The sequence below is a fragment of the Aestuariivirga sp. genome (genome assembly GCF_044238155.1).
Lineage (GTDB): Bacteria > Pseudomonadota > Alphaproteobacteria > Rhizobiales > Aestuariivirgaceae > Aestuariivirga.
The window spans coordinates 23,615-30,037 of record NZ_JBIIDX010000019.1 but is presented as its reverse complement, the minus strand read 5'-3'; the positions used below and the strand labels follow the sequence as shown (position 1 = coordinate 30,037).

Below are 6,423 nucleotides of genomic sequence, written 5' to 3'. Positions count from 1 at the left end.
TCCATGCCGCCATCGACAAGGTTGTTGGCGACCGTCCGGTCGCTGGACTGGCTGGAGAGGCCCGCCGTCACTGCGAGGTTCAGGAAATGGGCATCCTGCCGCAGGCTGGCATAGAGCCCGCCGAAATAGCTGTCCGTGTCGATGCTCTGCGAATTGGTTTCTGTTTCAAATTGCGCCGTCGATGCGCCGATGAAGCCGCCGAGCCGGATATCTGCCCTTGCCTCGCCATCCAGCCCCAGCATGAAGCCGCCCTGCTGGGTGTTGAAGCCCACATCGGCACCATCTGCCTGCTGGTCGCGGCCCTGCGCGAGGCCTGCGGCCCATGCCACCATTCCCCCGGAACCCGGCGGCGCATCCGCGGTCGGCACGATGACCGACCCGTTCATGGCAACAGACCCGGGGGAGGCCCCCTGACGAACCTCGGCAAGCCGCGCGTCGACATTATCAGCAATCACGCGGGTCAGATCATTCAGCATCTCATCCTGCGCCGAGAAGCCCGTGGGGTCGACGACGGCAACGACGCCCGTTAACGCCACCATCGGTTCCATCACCTCTTCGGCAGACACGCCGGTGTCCACCACCGCTTGATAATCGACATAGGCTGGCCCCGGCGTGCCGATTGTCGGGCTCCCCAGATAGGCAAAGGCCGTGTTCATACCCTTGCCGATGTTCAAAGTGTTGCCGCTGCCCAGATTTAGGACACCCTGCAGGTTGGTACCTGCGAAGAGGTTCAGCGTGTTGCCCTCACCATTCAAACGCACGGAAAAATCACCGCCGATGATCTTTCCCGAGTTCGTGATCGTGTTGCCGGTGCCATTAACGAAGATGCCAGTGTAAACGCCTGCCGCCGTCCCTGAGTTGGTGATCGAATTGTGGTCGCCGCTGGATAAGATGGCTGCGCCTCCTATCACCGTCCCCGAGTTAGTAATCGTGTTGCCGGAGCCTCCGGCATATATGCCGGTGCCAACGCCCTCCGCCGTACCCAAGTTAGAAATCATGTTGTCAGTGCCAAGGGTGTAGATGCCGTAGACGTCGCTCGTCACCGTCCCCGAGTTGCTAATTGTGTTGCCGAAGCCTTCGGCATAGATGCCTGCGTCCCTACCCGTCGCTGCCGCTGAATTGTCAATCGTGTTGCCGGAGCCTCCGGCATATATGCCGGTGCCAACGCCCTCCGCCGTACCCAAGTTAGAAATCATGTTGTCAGTGCCAAGGGTGTAGATGCCGTAGACGTCGCTCGTCGCCGTCCCCGCGTTGGTGATTGTGTTGTTGTCGCCTTCAGCGAAGATGCCGTAGTCGCCGCCCGAAGCTGTCCCCGAGTTGGCGAACGTGTTAGTGTTGCCATTGGCGAAGATGCCGGTGTCAACGCCATCCGCCGATCCCGAGTTGGTGATCGTGTTGCCCGAGCCATAGGTGTAGATGCCGCTGCCGCTGATGCCCTCAGCCGTCCCCGTGTTATTGATCGTGCTGTTGTCGCCGTTGGCGTAGATGCCGTCCACTGAACCAGTGGCTGATCCCGAGTTGTTGATCACGTTGTGGAAGCCATTCGCGACGATGCCGGTGTCAACGCCATCCGCCGATCCCGAATTGTTGATCATATTGTTGGAGCCAGTCGCGGCGATGCCGAGGACGCCGTTCGTCGCCATCCCTGAGTTGGTGATCGTGTTGCCGTTGCCGATGGCATAGATGGCATTGGCGGCACCAGACGTTTCAGTGGTCGCCATTCCCGTGTTGATGATCGTGTTGTTATTGCCGAGGGCGGTGACTCCCCCCATATCTGTACCCGTCGCCGTTCCCGAGTTGAAGATCGTGTTTTCGGTGCCATCGGCGAAGATGCCGCCGCCGCCGCCCGTCACCGTGCCCGAGTTTGAAATCGTGTTGCCGTTGCCAAAGGCGTATATGCCTAGGTTGGCAGGGCTTCCGTTCACCGTCCCCGAGTTATTGATCGTGCTTTTGTTCAATACAAAGATGCCACTGTCGCCGCTCGTCACTGACCCGGCGTTATTCACCGTGACGCCATCAGCAGTGCCTTCAATGCCGTAGCCAGAAGTGACATCGATCACGCCACCTTCCAGTACCGTGCCGACATCACCCGTGGTGTCGAGTGTCTGGGTTGTGGTGGTGATCGGTGCCGGAGGCGAGGGGCTGATTGTGAAGCTTTCCGCCTCGGCGTTTACTGTCAGAAAAGTTACCGCTGCAAGAACGCTGCAACACAAGACGAGACTGCGCTTCAATCGATTCATGGCATCTCCTCAGCGCAGCCCTTGCAATCAAGGGTATCGACTTCGGCCAAGCTATACGATGTGGAGCTGCCAAAATAGCAAAAAAATCTGAACTTGAAGAGACCAGATCCTGCCATCCTGACTGGCCGCTAGCTGCGATGCTCCGTTTTGGTTTCGGCAAAGCTACTCTCGCCCTCTATACCAATGCGGCAAGGGTATAAACCCCAACACTGGCTCCCGTCCTGAGTGCTCTGGAGGTCGCAGCGAAGCTACCAAAATCGTTCTTTCAGCCTTCCCACCAAGTGGAAACTGCTATGAATTCGGGTCGGAATATGGTCCTGGATAGTCTGCCGATATGTATCAACCTAACAGCCTCAACCCTTTCACCTCGATCCGCCTTGCTTGCTGCACATTCACAGTTGGCTTTGGCTGCGTTTCGGCTTCCTGACACGACATGCCAAACTTAGGACGCAGGGGCATTTCACTGATGCTTCTGTCCAGCCGCTGACACGTCCGGATTCGGCCCCGGGGCGCAGAATGACCACTCTTCGCCAGAGCGGTCAGATCAAAGGGACAAGATTATGACGAGCCTACTGAACTTCGTGGAGGTTGCGGCGCGGCTTTAACGTGTGCGGTCTTGATCTGGCCGACGGACATGCTCACAAGCTTGCCAATATAATCTGATGTCTTGAGCCATTGGCGTTAGCTTTTGTCGTTGCTCCATATGGTACTGAAGACTTGAACATACTCCCGGAGCAACCCATCAAAGGTGGGAACCTTCATCGATTAAATTTGTTCTTGTGGGTCAATCCCGTTTGCCAGCTGCCGCCGAGTTCAGTGGCTTCTTTCTGCGCTTCCGCGAGGCTAACGGCCCATGCAAATCCAAGATCCTTCTCGCTCGCTTGGCCCTTAAAGCTGTATCGAAACACTCACGAACTTGCCGAATCTGAACTCATCGACAGGTAGAGGTTGTTCCCATCTGGATGCTTTCCAATCAGGATGGAGTTTTGTCGGACAAAGGCGGCATCAAGCCGGTTCACCTTGCGCATCTCTTTCCCCGCTTTCCCCGCTTTCTACGTTCGTCGATGAGAACGCGGGAGACAGTAAAGGTACTTTCAAGTACCAACAGCCTCGTAACTGCAGGTGTTTGAACAACGGTTGAGACTGTGGGAGATGCTGGGCTTCTTGAAGTGGCGGAGGGGGAGGGATTCGAACCCCCGGAGGGCGTGAACCCTCAACGGTTTTCAAGACCGCCGCAATCGACCGCTCTGCCACCCCTCCAGGAGCCAGACCCGACTCCGTTTAGCAGTCTCTTTGCTGTCGCTCAATCCCGGTGCATCAGGATGCGTAAGAAGGGTCCTGGCCATCGAGGATTTGCTTCATCTCTTCGAAGTGGGACTGGAATTGATCCCGGTCTGCCTCCCATTCCTGGGCGGTCTTCTCCGCAACCGCCGGGCTCATCACGTGGAGTTTCTGACCGGTCGAATATGCAAGTACGAGGTTCCGGCATGCTCGCTCAAGGTAATAGGTGAGATCGAAGGCCTCCGCGACCGTTTCCGCACAAACGAGAACGCCATGATTTCCCATCATCATGATCTGCCGGTTGCCAAGCAGGCGGCCCAGACGTTCACCTTCAGCGTCGCTATTGGCCATGCCGCCATAATCCATGTCGACCGCTACACGATTGAAGAAGCGTGCCGTGTTCTGATCGATGGGCAGGATTTCCGGATTGGCAAGAGATGCGACAGCCGTCGCATAAGGGGGGTGGAGGTGGATGATGCAACGGGCCTGAGGAACCGTGGCGTGAATGCGGCCGTGGATCGACCATGCCGTTAGATCCGGCGCATCCGGGCGAGTCATGGTTGTCCGGTCTTCGCTGTCCAGAAGCAAGAGTTCTGATGCTTTGATACGAGAGAAATGCCGCCACCGGGGGTTCATCAGAAATTTCTGCCCGTCACCGGACACGGCAAGGCTTAAGTGATTGGCAACCGCCTCATGCCAGTCATACATGGCAGCAAGCCTGAACGCCGCCGCAAGGTCGACACGCAGTTGCCACTCATCTGTTTCACGGATCGAGGAAGTCTTGAGCGCTGCCAGGTTTCCCATCATAGTCTCCAACGATAAGTCGATATAGAATAGCGGGTGTTCCAGGCTCCGGCAATCCAGCTTTTGGGCTGACCGCCTCGACTCTGCGGGAAGCCGATGAGAAGATTGCCTGCAGGCTACGTGGCAATGCCGGACCGATATTATGCAAACAAGCGAGGTGTATCAGTGCTAATTCGACGTCCGCCCCTCGTGGCTTATCTGCTGGCGGGACTGTTGTTCGTTACGACCGCTTTACCCGTGTCCTCTCAAGCACTCGATGATCTGCCGTTCGAGAAGAAGCTCACGCTTGCGAAAGTGGGCGACGTGGATGCTCAGTTTGAAGTGGGCCTGGCCTATGAGGCAGGTGCGGGAGTGCTCCGCGATGAGGCTGAGGCCGCGCGCTGGTTCAGACAGTCCGCTCTTCAAGGTAACCTAGACGCCCAGTACCGTCTTGCTCGTTTGGTAGTGCGCGGTGCCGCCGGCCTTAAGCAAGACAAGCTTGCGGCGATCAAACTCTATCAGGATGCAGCTGCCAGAGGGCACGCCGCAGCGATGAATGCGCTGGGGCTGGCCTACCAGACCGGTGACGGCGTGGAGCTTGATCTAGAGCTGGCTGCTGCGTGGTACGGCAAGGCCGCCGAACTCGATCTCGCTGATGCCCAGAACAATCTTGGTATGCTGTACCTGGAGGGAAAGGGGGTTCCTCGGAACCTTGCAAAAGCATACTATTTTTTCGAGCGTGCGGCATCACAGAACGACCCTTGGGGCCTGAATAATCTTGGCGGGATGCTTGAGATGGGATGGGGTACGACAGCCGACAGGCGCCGTGCCCTCGACCTTTACCAGCAGGCTCTGGCGGCCGGCAACAATATGGCTCAACAGAACATCGACCGGTTGAGTGTCGCGCCGGCGAACGCCGAGTAGTCATTTCTTAACTATATAACCAAACGAAAAATTCAGGCTCTGGCTACCAATCTCGCGCTCGTCCGCTCGCGCTTGGTCGCGACTACAGGGTCGGTTCCGTATGCTCAAATGGTTATCTCATGCCGCAGTTTTGGTTGCTATCGGGGTGATGATTGCGGGCTGTTCTTCCTCCAAACAGGCAAGCAGGGATCCCTTTGCCGGCCAGGGAAGTCCGGTCTATCCCGGTAAAGGCGACGTCCCTTGGGGAGGTGGTCGTTACCATGTTGGAAAACCCTATCAGATTGCGGGCCGGTGGTATGAGCCTAAAGAGCAACCAGGTTACGACAAGAAGGGAATGGCGTCCTGGTATGGCGAAGCCTTCGATCGCCGCAAGACTTCCAATGGCGAATGGTTTGACAAGACCCGTCTGACGGCTGCTCATCCTACGTTGCCCTTGCCAAGCTACGTCAAGGTCACAAATCTTGAAAACGGCCGGGACGTAATCGTTAGGGTCAATGATCGGGGTCCATTTGTGGGCACCCGGCTCATTGACATGTCCAAGGCTTCGGCAATTGCACTGGACTTTAAGAATCAGGGAAAGGCCAAAGTTCGCGTTCAATACATCGGCCCCGCACCTCTCGAGGACGATGGGCGCCACCTGTACGCTATGAATAATGAGCTCGATCGGGGTACGCCCCTTCGGAAGATGATTGCGAGAGCCGACAAGCTCAAAGGCAATGCTCCAACGGGCAAGACAATGGTGGCTGTGGCCAAGCCACTGCCTAAGCGCGCTCCAAGTCAGCCGGTTGTACAACTGGTCGCCACAGACAGTAATGCCCAGCAAGTCGCAGCGGAGGGCACCTTGCCATCATCAGGGGATGTCGAAGTCAGTTACTACGTCCAGATTGGGTCGTTTTCTGATGGGCAAAATGCGACACGGGTGCGCGAGCAATTTGCTGCAGTTTGGCCGGTCCAGTTCATCGAATTGTCCGGAGCTTCCGGGCCGGTGTTTCGCGTGAGATTGGGTCCGATATCGCATGGAGATGACGCGGAAACTGCTCTCGCCGATGCTCGCGCAGCGGGTTTTGGTGACGCAAGACTGGTGCGCAGCCAGTCTGTTCAGGCGGCCCTGCAGTAGCTGCCTCAGCGCATTCAGGCTCCGTTGCTTTGCGGATCAGGTCGACCTAAGCTGACGCTCATGTTGCGGTCAAGGCTA

At 57.2% G+C, this 6,423-nt stretch carries 4 protein-coding genes and 1 tRNA gene; 2 read left to right on the top strand and 3 right to left on the bottom strand.

The genetic code is table 11. From position 1 onward, the window contains the following. The 3 genes from ACILRN_RS03455 to ACILRN_RS03445 all read right to left on the bottom strand — a co-directional run. Positions 1 to 2,240, bottom strand: a 2,240-nt coding sequence (locus ACILRN_RS03455) for a hypothetical protein (protein ID WP_395685581.1), incomplete at its 3' end; no start/stop codon positions are given. Positions 2,241 to 3,410: 1,170 nt separating this feature from the next. After that, positions 3,411 to 3,500: transfer RNA gene (locus ACILRN_RS03450), tRNA-Ser, on the bottom strand. 57 nt (positions 3,501 to 3,557) lie between these two features. After that, entirely contained in the window at positions 3,558 to 4,328 is a 771-nt protein-coding gene (locus ACILRN_RS03445; RefSeq protein ID WP_395685579.1) for a class II aldolase and adducin N-terminal domain-containing protein, read from the bottom strand. 186 nt (positions 4,329 to 4,514) lie between these two features. Between ACILRN_RS03445 and ACILRN_RS03440 the strand changes: the two genes are divergently transcribed. Further along, on the top strand, positions 4,515 to 5,228 hold the full coding sequence (locus ACILRN_RS03440) for a tetratricopeptide repeat protein (protein WP_395685577.1): 714 nt from the start codon (positions 4,515 to 4,517) through the stop codon (positions 5,226 to 5,228). A gap of 100 nt (positions 5,229 to 5,328) precedes the next feature. Continuing rightward, the gene (locus tag ACILRN_RS03435; RefSeq protein ID WP_395685575.1) at positions 5,329 to 6,345 is read left to right on the top strand and encodes a septal ring lytic transglycosylase RlpA family protein; all 1,017 of its coding nucleotides are present in this window, start codon (positions 5,329 to 5,331) and stop codon (positions 6,343 to 6,345) included. Positions 6,346 to 6,423 lie beyond the last annotated feature (78 nt).

Coding starts and splice junctions, on each gene's coding strand:
- ACILRN_RS03445 (WP_395685579.1), bottom strand. CDS start 4,328: ATGATGGGAAACCTGGCAGCGCTCAAGACTTCCTCGATCCGTGAAACA.
- ACILRN_RS03435 (WP_395685575.1), top strand. CDS start 5,329: ATGCTCAAATGGTTATCTCATGCCGCAGTTTTGGTTGCTATCGGGGTG.